Annotated in this window: 16 protein-coding genes; 9 read left to right on the top strand and 7 right to left on the bottom strand. The window is 71.6% G+C overall.

Annotated elements, in window-relative coordinates:
• Positions 1-15 precede the first annotated feature (15 nt).
• The gene (locus ACIBHX_RS05175) at positions 16-573 is read left to right on the top strand and encodes a TetR/AcrR family transcriptional regulator (protein ID WP_397064366.1); all 558 of its coding nucleotides are present in this window, start codon (positions 16-18) and stop codon (positions 571-573) included.
• Here ACIBHX_RS05175 and ACIBHX_RS05170 read toward each other — a convergent pair.
• Positions 562-2,067 carry a phytoene desaturase family protein gene (locus ACIBHX_RS05170; protein WP_397064364.1) on the bottom strand — a complete coding sequence of 502 codons (1,506 nt, stop codon included), beginning with the start codon at positions 2,065-2,067 and terminating at the stop codon, positions 562-564. The genes ACIBHX_RS05175 and ACIBHX_RS05170 overlap by 12 nt on opposite strands.
• Before the next feature lie 101 nt (positions 2,068-2,168).
• Positions 2,169-3,059, bottom strand: a complete 891-nt coding sequence (locus ACIBHX_RS05165; RefSeq protein WP_397064362.1) for a LysR family transcriptional regulator — start codon at positions 3,057-3,059, stop codon at positions 2,169-2,171.
• 70 nt (positions 3,060-3,129) lie between these two features.
• Here ACIBHX_RS05165 and ACIBHX_RS05160 point away from each other — a divergent pair, with 70 nt between their 5' ends.
• The 4 genes from ACIBHX_RS05160 (at position 3,130) to ACIBHX_RS05145 (ending at position 8,703) form a co-directional block, all read left to right on the top strand.
• Positions 3,130-4,245 carry a YeiH family protein gene (locus tag ACIBHX_RS05160; protein WP_397064360.1) on the top strand — a complete coding sequence of 372 codons (1,116 nt, stop codon included), beginning with the start codon at positions 3,130-3,132 and terminating at the stop codon, positions 4,243-4,245.
• A 117-nt stretch (positions 4,246-4,362) separates the two neighbouring features.
• Entirely contained in the window at positions 4,363-5,289 is a 927-nt protein-coding gene (locus ACIBHX_RS05155; RefSeq protein ID WP_397064358.1) for a pseudouridine-5'-phosphate glycosidase, read from the top strand.
• A complete protein-coding gene (locus ACIBHX_RS05150; protein WP_397064356.1) occupies positions 5,286-6,215 on the top strand; it encodes a carbohydrate kinase family protein in 930 nt (309 codons plus the stop codon). Before ACIBHX_RS05155 ends, ACIBHX_RS05150 begins: the two co-directional genes overlap by 4 nt.
• A 64-nt stretch (positions 6,216-6,279) precedes the next feature.
• Complete coding sequence (locus ACIBHX_RS05145) at positions 6,280-8,703, top strand: hypothetical protein (protein ID WP_397064355.1); 2,424 nt, start codon at positions 6,280-6,282, stop codon at positions 8,701-8,703.
• A 160-nt stretch (positions 8,704-8,863) separates the two neighbouring features.
• Here the strand turns inward: ACIBHX_RS05145 and ACIBHX_RS05140 are convergent, their stop codons facing one another.
• The 5 genes from ACIBHX_RS05140 to ACIBHX_RS05120 all read right to left on the bottom strand — a co-directional run bounded on the left by ACIBHX_RS05140 (position 8,864) and on the right by ACIBHX_RS05120 (position 16,596).
• Entirely contained in the window at positions 8,864-9,997 is a 1,134-nt protein-coding gene (locus ACIBHX_RS05140; protein ID WP_397064354.1) for a DUF5685 family protein, read from the bottom strand.
• Positions 9,998-11,096: 1,099 nt separating this feature from the next.
• Positions 11,097-11,873: a hypothetical protein gene (locus ACIBHX_RS05135; protein WP_397064352.1), complete on the bottom strand. Its 777-nt coding sequence runs from the start codon at positions 11,871-11,873 to the stop codon at positions 11,097-11,099.
• Complete coding sequence (locus tag ACIBHX_RS05130; protein ID WP_397064350.1) at positions 11,870-13,432, bottom strand: protein kinase; 1,563 nt, start codon at positions 13,430-13,432, stop codon at positions 11,870-11,872. The genes ACIBHX_RS05135 and ACIBHX_RS05130 overlap by 4 nt, the downstream gene beginning before the upstream one ends.
• A 3-nt stretch (positions 13,433-13,435) precedes the next feature.
• Entirely contained in the window at positions 13,436-15,016 is a 1,581-nt protein-coding gene (locus tag ACIBHX_RS05125) for a serine/threonine-protein kinase (RefSeq protein ID WP_397064348.1), read from the bottom strand.
• On the bottom strand, positions 15,013-16,596 hold the full coding sequence (locus ACIBHX_RS05120; protein WP_397064346.1) for a serine/threonine-protein kinase: 1,584 nt from the start codon (positions 16,594-16,596) through the stop codon (positions 15,013-15,015). The genes ACIBHX_RS05125 and ACIBHX_RS05120 overlap by 4 nt, the downstream gene beginning before the upstream one ends.
• Positions 16,597-16,673: 77 nt before the next feature.
• On the opposite strand from ACIBHX_RS05120, the gene ACIBHX_RS05115 reads away from it, so the two are divergent.
• The 4 genes from ACIBHX_RS05115 to ACIBHX_RS05100 all read left to right on the top strand — a co-directional run bounded on the left by ACIBHX_RS05115 (position 16,674) and on the right by ACIBHX_RS05100 (position 21,693).
• Complete coding sequence (locus ACIBHX_RS05115; RefSeq protein ID WP_397064344.1) at positions 16,674-17,561, top strand: hypothetical protein; 888 nt, start codon at positions 16,674-16,676, stop codon at positions 17,559-17,561.
• A 138-nt stretch (positions 17,562-17,699) separates the two neighbouring features.
• Positions 17,700-18,134 (top strand): GNAT family N-acetyltransferase, encoded by a 435-nt coding sequence (locus tag ACIBHX_RS05110; protein ID WP_397064342.1) that lies wholly within the window; start codon positions 17,700-17,702, stop codon positions 18,132-18,134.
• A 34-nt stretch (positions 18,135-18,168) separates the two neighbouring features.
• Positions 18,169-21,465 (top strand): helix-turn-helix transcriptional regulator, encoded by a 3,297-nt coding sequence (locus ACIBHX_RS05105; protein ID WP_397064340.1) that lies wholly within the window; start codon positions 18,169-18,171, stop codon positions 21,463-21,465.
• A 6-nt stretch (positions 21,466-21,471) separates the two neighbouring features.
• Positions 21,472-21,693, top strand: coding sequence for a LuxR C-terminal-related transcriptional regulator (locus ACIBHX_RS05100; RefSeq protein WP_397064338.1), 222 nt, complete (start codon positions 21,472-21,474; stop codon positions 21,691-21,693).
• The last annotated feature ends 163 nt before the right edge of the window (positions 21,694-21,856 follow it).

Genomic DNA, 21,856 nt, shown 5'->3' with positions numbered 1-21,856 from the left:
AGCACGAGGAGCGGTATGGCGGGGCGCCGGACGGACACACGCGAGCGGATCCAGCGGGTCGCGCTGGAGCTGTTCACCGAGCGCGGCTACGACAGGACCACGCTGAACGAGGTCGCCGAGCGGCTGGAGATCACCCGCCCGGCGCTCTACTACCACTTCCGCACGAAGGAGGACATCCTCACCAGCGTGATGGAGGGACTGCTGGACTCCATGGACGAACTGGTGGACTGGGCCGCGCGGCAGCCGCGCACGCACGAGGCCAGAGTGGAGATCCTGCACCGCATCTCGGCGCTGCTGGAGGACCAGTGGCGGCCACTGTTCGCCTTCGCGCAGGTCAACCAGGGGGCGATGCGCGACATCCCGGCGGGCGAGCGGATGCAGCAGAGCATGTTCAAACTGCTGTCGGTGCTGAGCACGCCGGAGGCGGGCGCGAAGCAGCAGTTCGAGGCCCGCCTGGCGGTGTTCGCGGTGATCATCGGCAGCATCCCGTTCCTGTTCGGGATGGACGTGCCGGAGAGCGAGCGGTCGGCGGTGGCCATGGAGGTGGCCACCGACCTGCTGTCACGCCCCTAGGACCGCCATGGCGGCGTTGTGGCCGGGGATGCCGCTGACGCCGCCGCCCCTGCGCGCGCCCGCGCCGCACAGCAGGATGCGCTCGTACCCGCTCTCCACGCCCCAGCCGCCCTCGTCGGAGTACGGCCAGCTCAGGTCGCGGTGGAAGATGTGGCCTCCGGGCAGTCCCGCCTCGGTCTCCAGGTCGACGGGCGTTTTGGCCTCGATGCACGGCGTGCCGTCGGGGGTCCTGAGCAGGCAGTCCTCGATGGGTTCCGCCAGCACGGAGTTGATCGACGCCAGCGTGGCGTTCAGAGCAGCTTCCCGTGCTTTTTCTGGATTTTCCCGGAAGAGTCGGGCGGGCATGTGGAGGCCGAACAAGGTCATCGTCTCCGCCTTCCCCCGCAGCTGCGGCCCAAGGATGGACGGGTCGGTCAGCGAGTGGCAGTACACCTCGGCGGGCGGGAGGTCCGGGATCCGGCCGCTCGCCGCCTGCGCGTGGGCGCGCGCGAGCTGGTCGCGCCCCTCGTTGATGTGGAAGGTGCCGCTGAAGGCGGCCAGCGGATCCACCGCCGCGTCCTTCAGCCGCGGCAGCCTGCTCAGCACCATGTTGACCTTGAGCTGCGCCCCCTCGGGCACCTCGGGCGTCCTGCCGAGCACCCGATCCAGTACGGCCGGCGGCAGGTTGACCAGCACCCGCCCGCCGCTGACGGCGTGCTCCCTACCGTCGGCGACGAAGGTGACCTCACCCTCGGGCGAGATCCCGACGACCTCCGCCCCGGTCCTGATCTCGGCACCCGCCTCGCGGGCAGCCGCCTCCAGGGCCCCGGACACCGCGCCCATGCCGCCGACGGGGACGTTCCACTCTCCCGTGCCGTCGCCGATCACGTGGTAGAGGAAGCACCGGTTGGCCACCAGCTCGGCAGCCGGGTCCGCGAACGTGCCGATCAGCGCGTCGGTCAGCACGACCCCGCGCACGGTGTCGTCATGGAAGCGCTCGTCGACCACCTCGCCGATGGGCCGCTGGAACAGCTCGCGCCACGCCTCGGCGCCGACCAGCGCCTCGACCTCCTTGGCCGGGCGCAGCGGCTCGAGCAGCGTGGGCGCCAGGGTCTGCGCGACCCGGGCGGTCATGGCGTAGAAGTCCAGCCAGGCACGGTAGTCGGCGTCGCCGCCCGTCACGGCCCTGAACGACTCCTCGGTCCGCCCGGCGTCCTGGTTGTCCACGAGCAGCCCGCCGTCGCCCTTCGGCGTGTAGGAGGCGTAGCGGCGCCGCCGCAGCTCCAGGTCGAGCCCCAGGTCTTTGACGATCTTCGAGGGCAGCAGGCTGACCAGGTAGGAGTACCGCGACAGCCGTACGTCCACCCCGGGGAAGGCCTGCGCGGAGATCGCCAGACCGCCCACGTGGTCCAGCCGCTCCAGCACCAGCACCCGGCGGCCCGCGCGGGCCAGATACGCGGCGGCGACCAGGCCGTTGTGCCCGCCGCCCGCGATCACCACGTCGTATGCGCTCATTCCAGGACCATATGTCAGGGGCAATCCCGAATCGACACTCGCGTCTCCATATGTCTGGGTCGGTGTGCGTCAGGGGTGTGAGGCGGTTGGCGGCGTCGCCGTCAGGGGCGGGAGGCGATCGACAGGAGCGTGGCCGCGGGGGCGGTCAGTGGGCGGCCGCGGCGCCAGACCGCGCGCAGGTTGCGCACCAGGTTGAGGCCGGCCAGGGGCACCTCCACCAGGCGTCCGGTGGCCACGTCGGCCTCGACCGCGTAGCCGCTGAGCACCGCGGGGGCGGCGCCGGCCTGGGCGGCGCCCTTGACCGCCGAGTTGGAGCCCAGCTCCAGCCGCGGGCTGGCCCGGTGCAGGGCGCGGAAGGCCAGGTCGAGGGTCTCGCGCGTGCCCGATCCCGGCTCCCGCACGACCAGCGGCGTGGCGGCCAGCTCCGGCCCGCGCAGCACCGTACGGCGGCGCGCCCACGGATGGCCCGGCGCCACCACCACGACCAGCCGGTCGGTGCCCACGACCCGGCTGGCCAGCCCCTCGGGCACCTGCGGGCCCTCGACGAAGCCCAGCTCCACCTCGCCCGCCAGCACCCGGTACGCGACGTCGGCGGAGTTGACCACGTCCAGGCCGACCTGCATCTCCGGCTCCCTGTTCTGCAGCTCGCCGAGCCAGCGAGGCACCAGGTACTCGGCCACGGTCATGCTGGAGGCCACCTTCAGGTGCACCGCGCCGCTCTGCCGTACGGCTCGCGCGGCGCGCATCAGCTCCTCGGCCGCGGCCAGGACCTGGGCGGCCCAGTTGACCACCATCTTGCCCTCGGCGGTCAGCCTCGAGCCGCGCGGTGTGCGCTCCAGCAACGGCAGGCCGAGGCGGCGTTCGAGGAGCGCGATGCGCTTGCTGGCCGACGGCTGCGCGATGCCCGCCCGTTTGGCCGCCTGGCCCAGGCTGCCCAGCTCGCCGACGTCGACCAGCAGCTTCAGCGAGTCGAGATCGGGCAGCGCACTCATAGCCATAGGCTATGGCCTGCCAGACAAGGCGTGGCTACCGGGGGCTCCGGGCGCGCCGAAGACTGGGATCATGCTTCTTGCCGATCGCCGAACCTCGCTCGTACCCGGACTCCTCGTGACCGCGGTGGTGGTGGTGTTCGCTCTGGTCGTGAACCGCTTCCTGCCGCTGCTGAGCCCGGCGGTGATCGCGGTGGTGACGGGTGCGGCGCTGGCCAACCTGGGCGGGATCGGCGAGAGCTCCCGCCCGGGGCTGCAGTTCGTCGCCAAGCGGGTGCTGCGGGCCGCGATCGTGCTGCTGGGGCTGCAGATCGCGCTGCCGCAGGTGCTCGCGCTCGGCTGGCAGACGATGCTGATCGTGGTGGTGGCGACGGGGGTCACGTTCACGGTCACGCCGCTGATCGGGCGCAGGCTCGGGCTCTCCCCTGGGACGTCGCTGCTGGTCGCGACCGGGGTGTCGATCTGCGGGGCGGCCGCGATCGCGGCCATGCACGACAGCGCCGACAGCACCGACGACGACGCGGCCAGCGCGCTCAGCGCGGTCGTCCTGTACGGCAGCGCCGCCATCGTGGTCGTGCCGTTGCTGGCGTCCTGGCTGGGGCTGACCCACGCGCAGCTGGGCGTGTGGGCCGGGGCGGCCGTGCACGAGGTGGCCCAGGTGGCGGCGATCGGGGCGGCCTCGGGCGTGCTGGCGGCCGCGGTGACGGTCAAGCTCGGCCGGGTCATCCTGCTGGCCCCGATCGTCGCGCTCACGACGCTCCGCCGGCGCGCTGCCGCCGCGTCCAGCCAGACCGCCACATCCCCCGCGGTCGCCACGCCCTCCGCGGTCGCCACGTCCTCGGCGGCTGGCTCGGCCGATAAGTCCGACGTGTCGGGCATTTCTGGCGCGCCCGGGAATTCCGCGACATCCGGGGCGGCGGGAACCAAGAAGCGGCCGCCGGTGATACCGCTCTTCGTGGCCGGGTTCCTGGCGATGGTGGCGCTGCGGAGCACGGGATTGGTCCCGTCCGTGGTGACCGGCGTGGTGCCGACGGTCACGAACGTTCTGATGGCGGGCGCGCTGTTCGGCCTCGGGACCGGGATCGACCTGCGGAAACTCATCAAGGGCGGCCGGGCCATGCTGCTGGGCGCCATCGCCACCGGCCTGATAGGAACGATCTCGTTGGCGGGCGTCGCACTGCTCGTCTGATCACTGGCTGGACGAGCGCCCGGTCCGGCCGTAACGTGCTCATTTTGGAACAAATTCCGCGAAATACACCGTTCCATCTGAGCACGCGCCGGTACCAGCAAGGAGCACGAACCAGTTATGCGCACCACCGCCGACTCCATCCTGCAGCCGTCCGATGAGGTGGCGCAGGCCCTCGCCGCCGGAGCCCCGGTCGTCGCCCTGGAGTCCACGATCATCTCCCACGGTCTGCCGCAGCCGCGCAACCTGGAGGTCGCCAGGGAACTGGAGGCGGTGGTCCGCGCCGCGGGAGCCGTACCGGCGACCATCGCGGTGCTGGACGGGGTCGCCAAGGTCGGGCTGGACGAGCTGGAGCTGGAGCGCATCGCGACCGAGAGCGGGCTGCGCAAGCTGGGTCAGCGTGACCTGCCGGTGGCGGCGGCGCTGAAGGCCAGTGGCGCGACCACCGTGTCGGCGACGGCGTTCCTGGCCGCGCGGGCCGGGATCCGGATCTTCGCGACCGGCGGGCTTGGCGGCGTCCACCGTGGCTGGACCGAGGACCAGGACGAGTCGGCCGACCTGGACACGCTGGCGCGCACCCGCATCACGATCGTGTGCGCGGGCGTCAAGTCGATCCTGGACGTGCCCGCGACGTTGCAGCGGCTGGAGACGCGCGGCGTCACCGTGGCCGGCTACCGTACCGACACCTTCCCCGGCTTCTACCTGCACTCCTCCGGCGAGCCCGTCGACTGGCGGATCGAGTCGCCCGAGCAGGCCGCGGCCGTCATGCGCGGCCAGGACGCGCTCGGAGGCGCGCACACCGCGCTGATCGTGGCCAACCCCGTGCCCGAGGACCAGCAGCTCGACCCGGCGCTGCACGACCGGGTGCTGGCCGAGGCGCTGGCCGCCGCGGGCAGGGAAGGCGTCACCGGGCAGGCCATCACGCCGTACCTGCTCGACTACCTGGTGCGCGCCACGCAGGGCGCCTCACTCGAGGCCAACCTGGCCGCGGTGCGCGGCAACACCGCGCTCGCGGCCCAGATCGCGCTGGCCTGGTCGCGGCCGTGAGCGACTCCGGCCTGCTCGTGATCGGCGACGTGGTCACCGACGTGGTGGCGCTGCACGGAACGCCGGTCATGCCGGGCACCGACACGGCGGCCGACATCGTGCTGCGGCCGGGCGGCTCGGGCGCGAACACCGCCGCGTGGGCCGCCCACCTGGGCGCCGACGTCCACCTGCTGGCGCGCCTCGGCTACGACAGCAGCGAGTGGCACACCACCGAGCTGGTCAAGACCGGCGTGCAGCCGCACGTCAGGGTCGATCCCGACCACCCCACGGCCGTGGTCATCTCGATGGTCGACCAGACCGGCGAGCGTTCCATGCTCACCAACCGCGGCGCGGGCGGGCGGATCTCGGCCGACGACTGGGACCCCGGCTTGCTGGACGGGGTACGCCACCTGCACCTTTCCGGCTACACGCTGTTCGCCGACGGCGGGCTCGGGCTGGCCAGGATGGCCATGGCGGCCGCCGCCGCGGCCGGCGTCTCGATCAGCGTCGACCCGGCCTCGACCGGCCCGCTGCGGGACTTCGGCGTGGACCGCTTCTTCGCCGAGACCACCCTCGCCGGACTGATCATCCCGAACCTCGACGAGGCCCTCCTGCTGACCGGCGCGTCCACGCCCGCGCAAGCCGCCACCTCGCTCAGCGAGCGGTACGGCATGGCGGTGGTGAAGCTGGGATCACAGGGAGCGGTCGCGGCCAGGGACGGCAAGGTCGTCGCGACCGCCGCTGGGGTTCCGGCCGAGGTGGTGGACTCGACGGGCGCGGGTGACGCCTTCGCCGCCGGGTTCATGACGGCGCTGCTCGACGGGTTTTCCGAAGAGGCCGCCTTGCAGGCAGGATGCCGTGCGGGGGCGGAATGCGTGGCCCTGGTAGGCGGTCGGCCACGATACGGTTTGGACTTGAACCTTCTTTACCCTATTCACACCGATTGATAGCTTGCCGCGTAGGCTGCACCAATAGCCACATGCGTCACTCTGGGGAGGATAAGGTCCGCCGATGGATGTCGAGTCATCGATCTGCCTGAGCGACCTGGTGCCTGCCCTGCGCTGGAGCCGTCCCCAGCAGGTCGCGGAGGCACTTGCCGACCCGCGGCTGCCCGCGAGCTGGTGGTCCTCGGTCGCCCTGTCCCGGGCGCTCGGCACCGCCGGGCTCGACTGGATCTGCGAACGGCTGGCGCGGCTGGCGTCCTCCCGCTGGGACTATCTGCCGCTGGCGGACATGGTTCCCGCCCTGGTGGTGCACCACATCGACCCCGGGCTCCCGGGCTGGCCCGAGCCCACGCGCACGGCGATCAAAGGGCTGGGCGGGTGGCAGCGGCTACGCCGCCTGTGTCCCGGCGATCTGACCACCCCGTCGGTGACCGCCGAAGTGGTCATCGGGTCGGTCTTCAGGGAGATCCTGGGCCGCATCCCCCAGTCGCGGACGGAGTCGCACCCGGAGATCACCCACCCGGTCCAGCTCCCCTCCCAGCAGTCCTTCTCCTCTGGCGCCCAGCCCCAGACGGGCCCGCACCCCGCGGTTCCCCTCTCGGACGCCCGGCCCCAGACCGGCCCACATTCTGCGGTTCCGCCGCTCTCTACCGGCTCTCCTGCGGCCGCTTCGGGAGCTCAGCCCGCCCAGCCGCAGACCGGCCCGCATCCTGCGGTTCCGACGCTCTCGGACCCCAGGCCCGAGACCAGCCCCGCGGTTCCTTCCTTCTCGGACCCCAGGCCCCAGACCGGGCCGCATCTTGCGGTTCCGCCGCTCTCGACCGGCTCGCCTGCGGCCGCTTCGGGGGCTCGGCCCACCGGGCCGCAGACCGGCCCGCATCCCGCGGCTCCGCCATTCCCGGCCGCCGCCTCTGGGGCTCAGCCCGGCTCGGCGCTTCCCTCGATTCCGGACGACTCCTCGGGGGCCCGGCCCCAGACCGGCCCCCTTCCCTCGGTTCCGCCGCTTCCGGCCGACTCTCCGGCCGCCGGGCCGCACGCTGCCGGATCGCAACCCGGCGCCTTGCCGCGGCGCCCGTCGGGTTCGCCGAACGGGCCGCTGTCCGCGCCTCCCGCGTCCGGGACCTCTGGGCCGCGTCCCACCGCCCCGCCTTCGGCGCAGGGCTCCAGTGCCCCGCCCCAGACCGGGCCCTTCCCCGCCGTGCCGTCTTCCAGCGTTCCGCCGCAGACGGGGCCGTTCCCCGCTGTGCCGCCTTCCGGAACTCCGCCGCAGACCGGGCCATTTTCCGCCGTGCCGCCTTCCGGCGTACCGCCGCAGACCGGGACCTTCGCCCCTTCTGGGAGCGGGTCCTTGGAAGGTGGGCCGCAGACCGGGATGTTCTCCGCGATTCCGGCCGCTGCTTCCGCTTCGCCGGCCGTACCGTCTGACACCGACCACGCGATGGTGCGGGTCGTCGACGGCCTCTTCCGCAGCCTGGACAAGCTGGAGCTGGCGGTAGCCGTACACCGTCTGTTCGCCGAGGACCCCGTGAGCCTGCGGACGCTCGCGCACAAGATGCTCGTCGACCGGGACGCGCTGTCGCAGGCTCAGCGCACCGCCGAGGAGCGCATCCTGCACTGGCTGCGCTCGTCGGAGTCGGCACCGGTGACCGGGCACATGTTCCGGCTCACCGAGTGGCTCGGCGCCGCCGCCACCCAGGACCAGCTGGTCGGCGCCGACCCTGCCCATCCGGTGAGCGTGCCGTCGCTGCGGTCGCCGCTGTGGCGGGTACTGGTCACGCTCATGCCCGACCGCCGCCTGCAGGACGGCTGGCTCGTCGTCGGCGACATCCACGGGCTGCAGGCCCGTACCCGGCAACTGCTGGCCACTCGCCGCAGCGACTCAGACCCGGTGGAGCTCCTCGCCGAACTCGGTATCCGTGCCCACTCGGCCAAGGCCTGGCTCGACGCTCTCCCGCCCGAGGCGCCCTCCGAGCCGATGGCCGCCTCGTCCGCCGCTCCGGCACCCGCCCAGCCGCTGCCCCGCCGTACTCCCGGAGCCAACGGCCACCACCATCGCGGCGGCCAGCCCATCCCCACCGCCGACACCGGTTCGATCGACCCCACCGCGGCGCTCGCCGCACTGTCTGCCCTGTCGGGCGGCCGCCCGCCGGTCCTTCCCGGCCTCGCCGGCGCGCCTTCGACGCCGCCCCGGCCGATCCCCGGGCCCACCTCGGACCCGCGCCGCTGGCAGCGTATCGAGGTCACCCCCGAACACCTGCGCGGCGGCCCGGTCCCGGTCCCCGAGGGTTACGCGGCCCAGCTCGGCATGCGCCCCGGCACCCTCCTGTCGGTCACGGGTCCCGGGGACAACGCCATCGTCCTGGTCTGGCAGGGCCACCAGCCGGTCTTCGACTCCCTCCAGCCGGTCCTCATGCGCCTCAACGCCCGCCCCGGCGACCAGGTCTACGTCACAGTCGACGGCTACCGCCTAGAAGCCCAACTAACCGGCTGACCCACCCACCCCCGGGGCCCGGCCTGGCCAACCACCACGCCCGACCCCACACCCCAACCTCCCCGCATCGCCCCACATCGCGGCCTCCCCGCATCGCGCCCCCGTATGGACGGCGTTCGTCAAGGCGAGCACAACGACGTCGAGCGTCCGGAAGTGGACTTCAGCAGTCGCAACTGCAGTCGCAGCAGCAGCCATCGTCGCAGCTGCAGCAGTCGCCGCAGTTGGAGCAGTCGCCGCAGTTGGAGCAGGCGTCGCAGCACCCGGTGTCGCAGCGTTCGGTGCATGACCTGTGGCGGTCCTCGTCCCACGGCGGCCGGTACAGGCCGCAGGTACAGCAGGCCATGGCCCCGCAGAACAGCGAGAGGAGACCACCTGGGTCCGGCTCGACCTTCCGCTCGTCCTCGGTCTCCGAGGCGTCCGCGAACGTGCGGGTGACGGCCTTGTCCGTCTCCTTGACCAGCAGCGCGGTGACCAGACCGCGGCGCTCCAGATCCAGGTCGGCCACGGCGGCCCGCAGTCCCGCCACCGCATCGTCGCAGAGCCGCCTGGCCTCCGCCAGGCTCGTGCCCGACGCCACGAGCGGGTTGTAGGCGCCGCGGGCACGGTCGGCTGCCAGATCCTCGACCGCGTCCAGCAGATGGGCCAGGCGACCGAAGTACCGGCCCGCCTCCTCCAGAGTCACCCGGTTGTGCGGCCGGTCGGCGAGCACGGCGGTGTGGCAGAAGGCCGCGGCGACGGCGGACTCGGTGGGCGCGGTGAGCTCCAACACGGCCAGACCGGACCGCCGTTCGAGCCTGGCCTGCTCCTCCACCGCGGCCGCCAGCGGCGCCGGATCGAAGCCGAGGCCGACGGCCGTCCCGCCTCCGGCGGCCGACCAGCGGGCGGCCAGCCGCGTGGCACCGGCAGCCACCAGCCTGCGCGCGTAGACGCCGTCACCGTCCGCGACGTTGTCCTTGACCTTGCCTGCGGCCAGGATCAGCGACACGGCGGCCGCCAGCCGTACACCTTCTGCCTCAACAACGTCGGCGCGCCGGAACCCGCGCAAAGCGCACGGCGCGGCCCGGCGGCGCGGCGCGGTCGCGGGCCGCTGCGCCTCGGTGAGCACCGAGACGAGCAGGCCGTCATAGCTCGTCACGAGACGCGCGGCATGGCCATGCTCATCCCGCAGGGCCAGGCACAGCCCGCACAGGTGCGCCAGCCAATCCTTGAACAGTCCCGTACATAACCCATGCCGACACGGACGAACGATCCCAAACACGGGCCAACCGTAGCGTTCGCCGTACGGCACAGCCATCTCCGGGCACCCTCGGGCCCCTCACGCTCCACCGAGCGCCCCGCACCCTCACGCGCCACCGATCACCGTGCGACCTCGCGCGCCACCGATCGGGGGCCTCGTGCTCCTCCGGCGGCACGCTATATGTCTTCGACTCCATACGAGGAAATCGATCTTGAGAGCGAGGCGCGCTCCTGCTTGATCCCCGTTCGGCGGCAGTGAAGGAAATCCACACATCCGGGGCGACATCGGACCGGTTCGGGATGAGCTGGCGTTCCTCCGTCCACGCGTCACCGGCGATCTCGGTGGCAACGCGCCGCCAGAACACGACGGCCACCGTGTTCGAGACCTGGAAGGCGATCTTCCAGGGGCCGGGGTGCTGGGAGATCACCTCCCGCACACGGTTCATGCCGATCCCGGCCCGGCGCGCGCCTCGTACCACGAAGAAGCTGTTCAGCACGCGCGCCGGCCCGGGACAGCACGCGCACGAACGAGAACCTGATCGCCGAAAGGTGCGAGAAACTCACCATCAGCTACCTCACACCTGGACACCCCACATTCATTGACCACTCACACAAATCCCCGTTGACTCCAAACGTGAGCGCTGATATCACGATATTACACAGACTCGATCAAGGAGGATGACACACGTGATCGGCTACAGGATTTGGAACCACGCCGCGGCCGTTGGCCTTCTCTCACTGGCTACATTTGCCGGCCCAGCGGCAGCTCAAGCACACAGCGCGAAAGCAAACTGTGTGAACCTGATCGCCGAAAGCCCCGACGGAGGCGCCTACGCAGAGTATGAGCGATGCCAGCTCAACGATACTTATACACGGCGGGGCACGCTGTACGACATGAAAGCAGATGGAAGAGCGGCTCGGATCTATCGCAACACGAGAATAGTCGCCACCGCTACCACAGCGAACAATTCTCAGCCGTTTGGGTTCGAGTATTCAATTAGTGAACTCCCTCAGATTTGCACGGGTTTTGGTTACTCGTGCGATTTCCTGAGGTGAGACGCTTCAGAAGCGGTCGGCCACCTATGTCAAAAGGTCAGCCCAGGGTTTCATGACGTCATGCTGACCCGAGACCCTGGGAGCCTTATTCCTGCCGCCACTCAGCCGCCAGTGGAGAGCTTGTCGGCGGCGGCCTTGGCGATCTTCAGCGCGCCCTTCATCAGCCTGCCCTGCGGGTCCTCCGTGACCCGCCGCTGGTAGGTCACCATGATCACGGCGTTGCTGACCCGGACGCCGACCGTCGCCGTGGTCGGCCCGTGGTCGTTGCCGCTGTCCAGCGTGTACAGGGTCGTCCACGATGCGTCGCCGATGGGCGGCTCGGCCGGCGTGAACGTCTTGGACAGCAGCACCGAGTCCTGCCGCTGCGCCAGGAACTGCTGCTGCGCCTTGGCCAGGTCACCGGGGAACACCTTGACGTACAGCTTCAGCAGCCACTGGTTGTTCCCCGGCATGCCCTTCCCCGGCGCGAGCGTCTGCCACTCGCACTCCTCCTGGTAGATCTGCTTCTTGTCGGGGAAGAAGGTGTACTTCCTGACCAGGCTCTGATCGACCAGCGGGCACGGCTCGACGTCCTGGGTGAACTTGGCGGTCCCGGTCGGCGGCGGATCCGCGGTGCTGGCCTGCTCGCTGGGCGTCGGCTCCACGGCCGGCTGCGTCGGCACCTGCGCGGGCGTCTTGGACGGTACGGCTGCCGCCGCGGTCTTGTCCGGCTGCCTGGTCGCCAGGAACACGACCGTGAACACCATCAGCACGACCACCGCCAGCGCCCCGCCGAAGATCACAGGCGTGACCCGCAGCCCAGGCCGCGTACCCGCGGGAGCGGTGGGCGCGGTGTGGTCGCGCATCGCCGCGGTCGGGAAGTTCTGGTTGTCGTTCATGATGCCTTCTGGAGGTTGTCGGCCACGGTTCGGGCGGCTTTGACCGCGAGGGGGTGCAGCTTTTTGGTCGCGTTGTCGTGCGTGTAGTAGATCTCGAGCTTGACCACCACGTTGCTGACGCGCAGCCACGCCGTGCTGGCGGAGGAGTTGAACCAGCTCTCCCGCCTGTCCTGCACGAAGGCCTGGTCGCCCAGGCCGAGCCGCTGGATGGGGAACGTCTCGCTCTTGTCCGTCTTGGCGGCCTTGGACTTCTGCGTCTGCTGGGTGCGCTCGAAGGTCGTCCTGGCCTTCTCGACCGTGTCCGTGTAGGTGACCTTGACGCTGATGCTGGCGTTGTCGACGCCGGCCAGCCAGTTGCACGCGGAGTCGTCGTAGACCTGGTCCTGGCTGGAGTGGGAGCCGGGCAGGATCTCCTGCGCCTGCTCGTCGGTGATCAGGTCGCAGGCGGCCGGGGACTGGCCGAACTTGCCGTCGCCCCTGGCCGGCACGGTCGGCGGCGCCGCGCTGGACGGCGCCTGTGACGGCGCGGCCGAGGTGGCGGCCGGCGGCTCCACGGGGGCCGGGATGTCCGTCTGCGCCTGCGGCTGCGGGGGTGGCTCCTCGCCCCGGTTGAGCAGCACGACCGAGGTCACGCCGACCGCGGCCAGCACGGCCGCGCCCGCCACGATCAGCGGCGCCCTGCTCCTGCGGGCCCTGACCGGGATCGTGGGGGCGGTCGCCATCTCCCGCGCGCGCACCGGCAACGGCGCCGCCAGCGGACCGAGTGCCGTCCTGATCGCCTGCGGGTGCGGACGCATCCCGGGATCCTTGGCCAGCATCGCCAGCAGCAGCCCGCCGAGCGGTCCTGCGCGGAGCGGCGGTGCCGGCTGCGCGTTCAGCACCGACGCGATGATCGCCATCGTCGAGTCGCGGTGGAAGGGCGGCCTGCCCTCCGTCGCGGTGAACAGCGTGGCGCCCAGCGACCACAGGTCCGACAGCGGCCCGCCCGGCTCGCCGCGCAGCAGCTCGGGGGCGATGAAACCGGGCGAGCCCGGCACGTTGCCCAGGTGCGCCGCGGCCGCCGCGGTGGCCGCGCCCGGCACGTCGCCGGTGTGCGAGGCGATGCCGAAGTCGGTCAGCACGACCTCGCCCGACTCGGTGACCATCACGTTGCCCGGCTTGACGTCGCGGTGCAGGATGCCCCGGTGGTGGGCGGCCTCCAGCGCGTCGAGCACCCGCAGCCCCACGGTGGCCACCTGCCCGACCGGCAGCGGGCCGCGCTGCTTGATCAGGTCGCCTAGCGACGAGCCCGTCAGCAGGTCCATGATGATCCACGGCTGTCCGCCCTCGTCGATCACGTCGTGCACCGTGATGATCGACGGGTGGTTCAGCGCCGCCGCCGCCCTGGCCTCGCGCAGGGTGTCGACCAGCGCCCGGTCACGGTCACGGCCCGGCGGCAGCCGTACCTCCTTGACGGCCACCTCGCGGTGCAGCACCTCGTCGCGGGCGCGCCAGACGGTGCCCGCGCCGCCGGCGCCGAGCGGGGCGAGCAGTTGGTAGCGTCCTGCGATCACGCGCATCGGTCAGGAGGCCTTGCCCGCCAGGCCCTGGACCAGGAACTTGGCGGCCTGCGCGGCCTTGTCGCGCAGCTTGGGGTCGTTGGCGAGCTTCTTGGTGAAGCGGAGCTCGCCCACCATGTTGCTGGTGCGGAACGTCACGTTGACCACGTAGGTCTTGCCGCCCGCGCCGGTCTCCTCGACCTCCTGGCCGAAGGCCTCGTCGCCGGCGCCCGGCACCTCGAACACCTCGCCGTGCCTGCCGCCGGTGCCGCCGCGGCCCGCCTGGTCCTGGTCCTCCTTCTTCCTGCCCGTCATGTGGTCCTGGGCCAGGGTCGTCTCGTAGCCGTCGCCCTGCGGCGGGTAGAGCCACAGCTCCACCCAGAAGGCCATCTCCTTGTTCCCGCTGGCCGTGTTGCCCCAGCCGCAGATGAACGACGGGTCGAGCGAGGAGGTCAGGTAGGGGCCGATGAGCTGCGTGGCCTGCGGCTTGGTCAGCAGCGAGCAGGGCCTGGGCATCTTGGAGAACTTGCCGGGCTCGGCCGGGGCGCTGCTGGTCGACGTCGACACCGACGGGGTGGGCGTCGTGCTGGTGGGCGCCTGGCTGGGTGCCGCGCTCTGAGTCTTCTTGGGCGCGGCGACGGGCGTCGGGGTGGGCTTGGGCGTGGCCGACGACGACCCCATGGTGAGGATCAGCGTCATCGCTGCGACGAACGCCACGACCACCGCCGCGGCCGAGCCGTACGCGGCGGCCTTGGGCACCACCCAGTCGGCGGCCGGCGTCCTGACGCCCGGCCGGCCGGTGAGCTTGGTCAGGGCCTGTCTGAGTGTGGCGGTGTCGGGGCGGTGCGCGGGGTCCTTGGCGAGCAGGCCTTGCAGGATCGGCGCGAGCGCGCCCGCGCGCTGCGGCGGCCTGGGCGGCTCGGTCATCACCGCGCCCAGCGTGGCCATCGCGTTGGGCCGCTGGAACGGCGGCGCCCCCTCGACCGCGTAGTAGATCGTGGCGCCCAGCGAGAACAGGTCGGAGTACGGGCCCGGCCGCATGGGCTCGGTCAGGCACTCCGGTGGCGTGTACCCGGGCGTGCCCACCGGCACGGTGCCCGGCTGGACCGCCGCGCCGGACGGTGCCGCGATGCCGAAGTCCGACAGCAGGATGCGGCCGTCGTCGGCCATCAGTACGTTGCCCGGCTTGACGTCGCGGTGCAGCAGGCCGCGCGCGTGCGCCGAGGCCAGCGCCGACAGCACGAACAGCCCGACCGAGGCCGCCCACTGCGGCGACATCGGGCCGCCCGCCTTGATCACCTGGTCCAGCGAGCGGCCGCGGACCAGCTCCATCACGATCCACGGCTCGCCGCCCTCGTCGACCACGTCGTGGACGCCTACCACGGCCGGGTGCCTGATCTGCGCGGCCGTGCGGGCCTCGTGCAGCGTCCGGGCGCGCAGCGCCGCCGCGTCGGCGGCGGCCATGCCCTGCGGCGGCATGACCTGCTTGATCGCCACGTCGCGGCCGATCGAGGTGTCGCGGGCCTGCCAGACGATACCCATCCCGCCCCGGCCGATCTGCTGGATCAGCTGGTAGCGGCCGCCCACGAGTCGAGGTTGGTTCATTCGGTACTCCGGTTGAGCCTGTCGGCGACCCAGCGCGCGGCGCCGCGCGCCCCCTGGCTCAAGGTGTCGCCCTTGCCGATTCGGTTGACGTTGACGTAGCTGATCTCGATGTTCACGTTGCTGACCCGGAAGATCACGGTGACGTGCTCCGCCTGGCCCTTGGGGTTGACCAGGTCGTAGGTGAACGCCTCGTCGCCGATGCCCTTGAGATCCTTGAAGTGCGTGCGGGGCTGGGTGATGCCCTTCTTCAGCCCGATCTCGGGCCACAGCCAGGTGATCTTCGCACTCTGGCTGCGCGCGTTGCTCTTGTTGACGTATTCCTCTTTGGCGGGATCCAGCTCCGCGCTCCACGGATCCGGTGCCTTGTCCACGGCGAGCGCCTGGATCGACAGCCCGATGCCGCGCAGGGTCCAGTCGCAGGAGTCGCCGTCGCGCTTGCCCTTCGGAGCCCCGGGTACCAGCGCGGCCAGCTGCTTGGCGGTCAGGGTCTGGCACAGGTTCACCGGAGCGTGGAACCTGGCCTCCTCCTCCTGCGCCGGCGTGGGCGTGAGGGTGGGAGTCGGCGTGGGGGTCGGGGCGATGTGCGTGGGGTTGCCGGCTCCGGCCACCTTGGGCGGCGGGTGCGGCTTGTCGCCCGGCATGAGCGCCACCACCGCGACGGCCGCCGCCGCGACCACCACGACGCCCGCCCCGACCAGGATCGGCACGCGATTGCTCTTTCTCACCGGCGGTGGCGCCAGCGCGGGCCCGCCCTCGGCGACACGCCGCAGCAACTGCTCCGCGGCCTGCGCCATGGGTCTCTGGTACGGCTCGCGCGCCATCATCGCCATCAGCACGGGACCCAGGTGACCCGCACGCATCGGCGGGTCGGGCGGCCGGGTCAGCGCGTCACGCAGGATCGACAGCGGGGACGTGCCGACGTACGGCGCCCTGCCCTCGACCGCCGCGTACAGCGTCGCGGCCAGCGACCACAGGTCGGACTCGGGGCCGCCGCGCTCGCCGCGCAGCCGCTCGGGCGCGATGAACCCGGGCGAGCCCACCAGCAGGCCCGAGGCGGTGATCGTGGCCTCGTCCTCCAGCCTGGCGATGCCGAAGTCGGTCAGCACCACCCGGCCGTCGTCGGTCAGGAACACGTTGGCCGGCTTCACATCGCGGTGCTGGATGCCCCTGGCGTGCGCGGCGTTCAGCGCGTCGAGCAGCCGCAGGCCCAGGTCCGCCGCCCGTTCGGGCGCCCAGGGTCCCTCGGCCGCCACGGCCTCCTTCAGGTCGCGGCCCTTGAGCAGTTCCATGACGATCCACGGCCTGCCGTCCTCCGACAGCACGTCGTGGATCGTGATGATGCCGGGATGGCGCAGCTGGGCGGCGGCCATCGCCTCGCGCATCGACCGCTGCAGCGCCTCGGCGCGCCCGGCCGGATCGAGGGACTGCGGAAGCAGTACTTCCTTGATGGCGACCTGGCGGTCGAGCAGCTCGTCGTGGGCGAGCCAGATGGTCCCCATGCCTCCCTGGCCGAGCGCTCGAAGCACTCGATAACGGCCTGCGATCGTTGTTTCCCCCTGACCAGGCACGCACGTGACCATAGTGTTTATTGTTTCAAGTTGGCTATATTTCGATCCCTAACTGACCTATTCGTAATCATTGACTCCAGGATGTGGTCATGATCCAGAGTCCGGACGCGCCCCCGGTTCCCCCGCCGTCCTACTGGCCGGACGCGGGCCACCAGCCACCCTCCGGGTCGAAGCCGCCGGGCTGGGCCAAGGGGATCCTGGCGGGTGCGGCGGTCGTGGCGCTCGTCGGCGGGCTGGCGGTCGGGCTGCGCGACGTGGGCTCCTCCTCCCCGCCGCCACTGGCCGAGCCGTCCTTCGCGCCGCCGTCCCTGGACCTGCCCTCCGGGCTGCCGTCCGAGCTGCCGTCCGAGCTGCCGTCGGAATCCGCCTCCGTCTCGGAGTCGCCCACCCCCAGCGCCACCTCGACCTACCCGCCGCTGAAGGCGGTGCCCGAGGTGTGCGACCTGCTGCCGGAGACCCTCATCGCCAAGCTGGCGCCCAAGGCGGTGTCGGAGCCCGGCGTGCAGAAGGACGGCTACGGCGCCCTCCGCAAGGGGTGCGAGTGGACGCAGAAGACCTGGAACAAGACGGGCACGGTGCCGCTGCGCTCCATCCACCTGTCGGTCAACGTCTGGCCCAGCGTCGACGACGCCCGCGGGGACTTCGAGGATCAGATCCGCTCGATGAAGGACATGGCGGGCACCAAGGAGGAGAACCCCGGCCTGCGCTACCTGAGCACGTACGCCCCGATGAAGGACTTCGCGGGGGTCGGTGACGAGGCGCACGCCATGTACACCTCGAACCTCAAGGGCACCACCAACGTGTGGGCGGAGGTCGTCGCCGGCAACGCCACGCTGGAGATCCGCTACTTCGGCACGGACTTCCCCAACGGCGACATCCTCGCCCAGGGCGACAAGGTCAAGCCGGTGCCGGAGGACGTGCTGATCAAGGGCGCGCAGGACGTGGCCGCCCAGGCCGTCAAGGCCCTCACCAGCTGACTTCGTACGGCGGGCGTCACCGGCGGGTCGGGGGGTGGCCGGCCGTACGGATGCCTATGCTTGTCGGTGAGTGGCAGGTGCGGGAAAGCGGGTGCCCAAGTGGACGGGCGAGGCGAAAACGATCTAGTGTCACGTGCCATGACGTCTGAGGATCTCCTGATCAGGAGGGCTGAGAAGACCGATGCGGACGAGATCTTCGCGCTCGCCCACGAGTTCGGGCTGACGTTCCGCCCCGAGCGGGAGGCCTTCGACGTGGCCCTGCCCCAGCTGCTGCGCAACGACGATGCGCTGCTGCTCGCCGCGGTGGTCGGTGGACACGTGCACGGCTACCTGCTGGGGTTCGTGCATCTCACGCTCTTCGCGAACGGGCCGGTGGCCTGGGTCGAGGAGGCCATGGTCCAGACGGGCTCGCGCCGGCAGGGCATCGGGCGGGCGCTGCTGGTCGAATTCGAGGCGTGGGCGCGCTCGCGCGAAGCCGGATATGTGGCGATGGCCACACGCAGGGCGCCCGAGTTCTACCACGCGCGCGGCTATGAGGCCTCGGCGACGTTCTATCGCAAGGTATTGCGCTGACCAACCTGTCGTATCCAGATGGCATCCTTGCCGTGTGAGTATCCACACGGTGAGCCCGGTGTTCGTCGGGCGCTCGGGCGAGCTGGCGGCGCTCGGCCGCGCGCTGGCGCAGGCACGTTCCGGGGCCTCGTCCACCGTGCTGATCGGCGGCGAGGCGGGCGTCGGCAAGACCCGTCTGATCAAGGAGTTCACCGACCGCGCGGGCGATGCCCGGATTCTGGTGGGCGGCTGCCTGGAGCTGGGCACCGACGGCCTGCCGTTCGCACCCTTCACGGCGGTGCTGCGCACGCTGGTGCGCGATCTCGGGCGTGACGCGATCGCGGCGATGGTGCCCGGCGGCACCACGCGCGGGCTGGCTCGGCTGCTGCCGGAGTTCGGCGAGCCCGACCGCGACGGCGCCGAGGCGCGGGCGCGGCTCTTCGAGCAGGTGCTCGGCCTGCTGGAGCGGCTCACCGAGGACGAGCCGGTCATCCTGGTCATCGAGGACGCGCACTGGGCCGACCGCTCCACCCGCGACCTGCTGTCCTTCCTGGTCCGCTACCAGCGTTCCGACGCCCCCATGCTGATCGTGGTCACCTACCGCGCCGACGAGCTGCACCGCACCCATCCGCTGCGGCCGCTGCTGGCCGAGCTGGGGCGGGTCGCCTGGGTGACCAGGCTGGAGCTGCGCCGCCTGTCGCGCAGGGAGGTGATCGCGCAGGCCGCCGGCATCCTGGAGCACGAGCCGTCCGCCGCCGAGATGGACGAGATCTACGAGCGCAGCGAGGGCAACCCGCTGTTCGTCGAGGCGCTGCTGGTCGAGGGCGGCGGCGACGCGCTGCCCGAGTCGCTGCGCGACCTGCTGCTCGCCAGCGTCGAGCGGCTGCCCGACGAGACGCAGGAGCTGCTCAGGGTGGCCAGCGCCGGCGGCCAGCGCATCGAGCACGCCCTGCTGTCGGCGGTGGCCCAGCTCGACGACGGCGCGCTCAACCGGGCGCTGCGCCCGGCCGTGGCCGGCAACGTGCTGGTCGTCGACGGCGAGGGCTACGCCTTCCGGCACGCGCTGATCCGCGAGGCGCTCCACGACGACCTGCTGCCCGGCGAGCACACCCGCCTGCACACCCGCTTCGCCGAGGCGCTCGAGAAGGACCTGTCGATCCTGCCCGCGCCGCGCGGCGCCATCGAGCTGGCCTACCACTGGCACGCCGCGCACGACTCCACCTGGGCGCTGATCAGCGCCTGGCGCGCGGCCGCCGCCGCCCGCAAGTCCGCCGCCTACGACGAGCAGCTCACCATGATGTCCCGCGTCCTGGAGCTGTGGGACCAGGTGCCCGACGTCGCCGAGCGCATCGGCGCCGACCACGCCGAGGTGCTGCGTCTCACCAGTACGGTCGCCCACCTGGCGGGCGAGTACGAGCGCGCCATCGCGCTGGCCGGCGCCGCGTTGGCCGAGGTCGACCAGGAGACCGACCCCATCCGCGCCGCCCGGATGCTGCGCCAGCGCGGCCTGACCCGCTACGACTTCGGACGCCACGGCTTCATCGACGACCTGCGGCAGGCCGCGGCGCTGGTGCCGGCCGAGCCGCCCAGCCGCCTGCGCGCCCAGGTGCTGGAGAGCCTGGCCCGCATGCTGCACACCCCCGAGGACTGGGACGAGAAGATCGCCACGGCCGAGCAGGCCATGCGCATCGCGCACGAGGTCGGCGACGGACGCACCGAGTCCCACGCGCTCATCACGCTGACCTGGGCGCGCTGCCGCTACTCGCAGATCGAGGTCCAGCTCGGCGCGTTCGCCGAGGCCAACAGGATCGCCATCCGCGCCGAGGCCTACAACGCGCTGCTGCGCAGCGCGATCTCCGAGTCCGACGCGCTGGAGGGCGCCGGCTGGCACGAACGCGCCGCCCAGGTCGCCCGCAACGGCATCGCCGAGGCCGACCGCTACGGCCTGGCCCGCACGTCGGGCACCTTCCTGTCGATCAACCTGGCCGAGCCGCTGGTCTCGCTCGGCCGCTGGGACGAGGCGCTCGAGGTGGTCGAGCACGCGGTCGACCTCTCCCCGCCCGCGCCCTACCGGGCCAGCCTGCAGGGGTTCGCCTTCGACATCGCCCTCGCCAGGGGTCAGCTCGACCGGGCCGACACGCTCTTCGCCGCCACCCGCAGCGTGCTGTCGCGCGGCTCGTACCGGGCCCAGACGATCCTGCCGCAGGCGCGCCGCGAGATCGAGCTCCTCACCGCGCACGGCCGCCTCGACGAGGCCCGCCACATCGCGCTCCGCACCCTGCGCGAGCAGGACCTGACGGCCAGCCCTCGCTACGCGTGGCCGGTCCTGGTCGCGTGCGCGCGGCTGGAGTCGGCGCCTCTGGAGGAACTGCGGTCGCTGGCGTCGTGGCTGGACGCCGAAGGCGACCTCCAGCAGGCCCTCCGCCTCACCTTCCACGCCCTCACCGGCCTCACCCTCCCGCCAGAGGCCACCCCGAAGACCCCTACGGATGCGCCTCCCGCCGACTTGGTCGAAGGGGTTCCCGCGACTCTTGACGGCGCGTCGGCTCCGGCTTCTTACGCTGAGACCGCAACTTCTGACCGTGTGGCCATGGAGGACGCTTCGGCTTCTGGCGGCGTGGCCACCGAAGATGCTTCGACCTCCGGCGGTGCCGGGGCGCCTGGCAGGGCCGTGACCTCTGCGGATGCGGCACCGTCCGGCGTTCCCACGGTCACCCGGAATGCCGTGGCTTCCGGCGGCGTGGTCGGTGGAGGTCCTGCGGGTTCTGGCGGTGCACCGGCCACGGCTGACGGCAGGGGTGTTCCGGGTCGGAATGCGGTGTCCGGCGGGGTTGCCGCTCGTCGCGGAGGCGCGTCGGTTTCGGGGCTCGAGGCCGTGGCGGATACCCCGGCATGGCGGGTCGAGGCCTGGGACGCGGCGGTGGAGGCTTGGGCGGAGCTGCGGCAACCGTACTCGGAGGCCTGGGCGTTGCTGGGCGGGGCACACGCGGCGGTGACGGCCGGTGACAGGCAGGGTGCGGCATCGCGGCTGACCCGAGCGCGAGAACTAGCGGAGCAACTCGGCGCGGCACCGCTGACGGCGGAGCTCGACGACCTGGCCCGCCGAGCCAGGATCGCGATCGCGGACGAGCCCGTGCCTCAGGGCCAGCCGCTCGGACTCACTGCCAGGGAGCTGGAAGTCCTGTCACAGGTAGCCGACGGCCGCAGCAACCGGGAGATCGCCGCCGAGCTCTTCATCTCGGTCAAGACGGTCAGCGTCCACGTCTCCAACATCCTGTCCAAACTAGGCGTGGCCTCCCGCACAGAGGCCGCCGCCACAGCGCACCGCCTCCACCTCTTCCCCCTCGACTAAGGGGTGTTGCAAGCGCGGGAACTGGCGGAGCAACTGGGCGCGGGGTCGCCGACGGCGGAGCTCGGCGACCTGGCCCGGCGCGCCAGGATCGCCATCGCGGACGAGCCCGTCCCCCAGGGCCCGCCGCTCGGACTCACCGCGAGGGAGCTGCAAGTCCTGTCACAGGTAGCCGACCGCCGCAGCAACCGGGACATCGCCGCCGAGCTCTTCATCTCGGTCAAACGGTGAGCGTCCACGTCCCCAACATCCTGTCCAAACTAGACGTAGCCTCCCCGAGCCGAGGCCGCCGCCACAACCCACCGCCTCTACCTCTTCCTCTAGTTCTAGGCGCTGGCACGCCCCCGTACGGCAAGGGAGAACCCCACCGCGGTGTCATGAGCCTTAGGCCATA

The organism is Nonomuraea sp. NPDC050536 (assembly GCF_044457685.1).
Classification (GTDB): domain Bacteria; phylum Actinomycetota; class Actinomycetes; order Streptosporangiales; family Streptosporangiaceae; genus Nonomuraea.
Note: the sequence above shows the minus strand (reverse complement) of the source record. Positions and strands in the feature narration are given on the sequence as shown.